The sequence below is a fragment of the Arcobacter sp. F2176 genome, from assembly GCF_004116465.1.
Classification (GTDB): Bacteria; Campylobacterota; Campylobacteria; order Campylobacterales; family Arcobacteraceae; genus Arcobacter; species Arcobacter siniprincipis.
Genome location: NZ_PDJV01000044.1, coordinates 1 through 2836, shown reverse-complemented (window position 1 = coordinate 2836; position 2836 = coordinate 1). Strand labels below are relative to the sequence as shown.

Sequence of the window (2836 nt, the reverse complement as noted above, 5' to 3'; positions counted from 1 at the left end):
ATATAATAGAGGGAAAATAATGACAAATAATGAAACTCAAAATAATAGATGGATGAGTCCAAAAAACTTTGAATTAAAATATCAAATTAAGCAAAGTACTCAAGCAAAAATGAGAATGAAAAAGCTTATCCCTTTTTCAAAAATTGGAAAGTTTATTAGGTATGATCAAATTGAAATTGACAAGTGGTTTGAAAATCATAAAGTTGTAGAAATCAGAGATTTGTTTTAACTATTTAAAGATATTTTTATTAATAAAAAATATTTTTTAGTGAGTGAAATTTTATTTTCACTCGCTAATAATTTTTACGAATGATGTATCAATTATTATAAAATATTTTCTTCTTTATGGCTCTCAAGATTTAAACTTTATTTATAAATAAACATAAATTTAATATATGATTATTTCCTAAAACATGTGCTTCCATTAATAGTTTCTATTGAAATATATATTTAATATGATGAAAAAACTTTTTTAGAAATGATGACTTATCTTCATATTGAAAATTATGTATAAATACATGATTCTCTCAGTTTTTCATGTAGAAACACATGGCTCTATTTCATAGTATACAAGTAATGAAATTTAAATACCATGTAGAAATGCATGGCTCTTATAGAGGAATTATCAAACTTCTTTAAAAAATCATGATTTATTTTTATATTTTGAATTATGTATAAATACATGATTCGCTCAGTTTTTCATGTAGAAACACATGGCTCTATTTCATAGTATACAAGTAATGAAATTTAAATGCCATGTAGAAATGCATGGCTCTTATAGAGGAGTAATCAAATTTTTAAAAAAATGATGATTTATTATAATATTTTGAATTATGTATAAATACATGATTCGGTTAGTTTTCCATGTATAAATACATGGCTCTATTTCATAGTATACAAGTAATGAAATTTAAATACCATGTATAAATGCATGGCTTGTAATGTGAGATAAAAATAGCATTATGTATAAACACATGGCTCTATTTCATAGTATAGTAGTACAAAAATATAGTTTTAAGTAAAAAATCAAAATGTTAAAATTTCTTTATGTATAGTTTTTCTTGTAACAGTTTTTTTAATATGCATTTAAAAGAGCATAAACCTGTCTTATACTAAAAGTTTTATTATTTTTGATATTTACCTTACTTAATAAAGAAAATTGATTCTAGAGCATTTATGAATCTTTTATGTATATTGAATAATAAAACAAATCTCCTAATTACTTGTATTCATCTTTTTCTAAATTTAATTTATATCTCAATACTTCAATAACCTGTAACCCAAAAGCAAAATCAAATCGACCCCTTGATATTTTCTGCCGTACAGAAGCTTCCGTATAATCAAATCCTTTTTCATTTAAAATTTTTGTTAACTCAATAAAATTTATATCTTCTTGCAGCATTAATTTTTTGATAAATAGTTTCGCTTCTTTTGTATAGTCTTTTTCTTCCATAATTATTCTTCTTAATTAGATTTTATAAATTGTATCATATTTAATAAGAATTTGTCAAAAATAAGTCAAATTATTCATAAATGACTTGACATTCTTTATCATATATGATAATATTTTTTCACTTAAAAACGAAAAGGATTAAATATGAATAATGAAGATAAAAACAGTAAGAAGTTTTTGATAAGAAATATTTTTCTTGAGCCAATTATTCCAGTTGTATTTTTTATTTATTGCATTAGTTTTAATGTATGTGATATAAAAATAGTTTCAGTATTTTTAACTATTTTTATATCAGGTATTTTTTATAAATTTGTATTTTATATAAAGGTGCATTATAGATTTATCTTTCAAGTTGGAGTTGTCTGTATTGATTGGTTTTTAATTGATATTGTTAATTTTATATCTAACAATAGTTTTTATTTTTTAAAGCCATCTTTACTTGAAACAATAGCAAAAAATTCTTTGGCATTTGTTGTATAAAATTAAAAGGAAAATAATATGTTAAATGTAAAAACTGTAATTGAATTAGAAAATAAATTTTCGAAAAAAGAACAAGAAAAAGTTTTAGATTTTTTTGAAAATGAGTTTGGAATTAGAAATGAAAATGCAAAAATATTTGGTGCATCAACTTATGCTACTGAGAGTGAATTTGCAAGTGAAATTTATAATAAAGTAAATCAGATTTTAGTAGATGATTTTAAAGAGTATTGAAATTTTAAATTAAGATTCTTTACTCTTTGATTTTAAATTTATTGTTAAGTATAGTGTATAAATTGTAATAACAGTTATGATTGATAATTTTACAAATTCTAGCATTTCCATGTGTATCCTTTTTTGTATTTTATCTATTCTAAATATTTATGTCAATATAGTATTTGAATTTAAATACAAGGTTATTTATATGTTAAATTTAATAGTTGTATTTCTTTTTATTTTTCCTGGGATTATTCTATTTATGCTCTCTACTACTAGTGAAGGTATTTATACTGCCTTGTTTCTAATTGTATTAGGTTTAGGTTTGTTTTATTTAAATAAATATAAAGATGTAAAAAAAGTGCAAAATATTTTGCGTAAGTTATTTTGATAACTATCTAAAGATTCTAGCGTTATTTTTGTTTAAAGAACTCTTCAATATCAATATCAAATATTTTACTTAATTTGTATAAATGAACAATAGAATAATGATGTGTCTTAATCTTTGGATTTTCCACATGAGAGATATAACTAGAGTTTCTTAAACCTAACTCTATTGATAAATCAAGTTGAGTCATATTTCTTTCAATTCTTAGTTGTCTTATATTATTTGAGATTAAATCTTGAAATTCTAATATTTCATCTTCTGAAAAATTAAGCAATTAGAGCCTTTACATATATGTATAATTA

Annotated in this window: 6 protein-coding genes; 4 read left to right on the top strand and 2 right to left on the bottom strand. The window is 21.9% G+C overall.

Annotated features, from left to right (window positions below; genetic code table 11):
- Positions 1 to 229 (top strand): helix-turn-helix domain-containing protein (locus tag CRU95_RS16860; protein ID WP_258238744.1); only part of this gene is annotated, 229 nt, incomplete at its 5' end.
- Between the two features lie 990 nt (positions 230 to 1219).
- On the opposite strand, the gene CRU95_RS16030 is transcribed toward CRU95_RS16860, so the two are convergent.
- Positions 1220 to 1453 carry a DUF6471 domain-containing protein gene (locus CRU95_RS16030; RefSeq protein WP_129102114.1) on the bottom strand — a complete coding sequence of 78 codons (234 nt, stop codon included), beginning with the start codon at positions 1451 to 1453 and terminating at the stop codon, positions 1220 to 1222.
- Between the two features lie 144 nt (positions 1454 to 1597).
- On the opposite strand from CRU95_RS16030, the gene CRU95_RS16025 reads away from it, so the two are divergent.
- The 3 genes from CRU95_RS16025 (at position 1598) to CRU95_RS16015 (ending at position 2537) form a co-directional block, all read left to right on the top strand.
- Positions 1598 to 1933 (top strand): hypothetical protein, encoded by a 336-nt coding sequence (locus tag CRU95_RS16025; RefSeq protein WP_129102113.1) that lies wholly within the window; start codon positions 1598 to 1600, stop codon positions 1931 to 1933.
- An 18-nt stretch (positions 1934 to 1951) separates the two neighbouring features.
- The gene (locus CRU95_RS16020; RefSeq protein WP_129102112.1) at positions 1952 to 2164 is read left to right on the top strand and encodes a hypothetical protein; all 213 of its coding nucleotides are present in this window, start codon (positions 1952 to 1954) and stop codon (positions 2162 to 2164) included.
- Positions 2165 to 2354: 190 nt separating this feature from the next.
- The gene (locus CRU95_RS16015; protein ID WP_129102111.1) at positions 2355 to 2537 is read left to right on the top strand and encodes a hypothetical protein; all 183 of its coding nucleotides are present in this window, start codon (positions 2355 to 2357) and stop codon (positions 2535 to 2537) included.
- Positions 2538 to 2559: 22 nt separating this feature from the next.
- Here the strand turns inward: CRU95_RS16015 and CRU95_RS16010 are convergent, their stop codons facing one another.
- The gene (locus CRU95_RS16010) at positions 2560 to 2808 is read right to left on the bottom strand and encodes a helix-turn-helix transcriptional regulator (protein ID WP_129102110.1); all 249 of its coding nucleotides are present in this window, start codon (positions 2806 to 2808) and stop codon (positions 2560 to 2562) included.
- Positions 2809 to 2836: the final 28 nt, after the last annotated feature.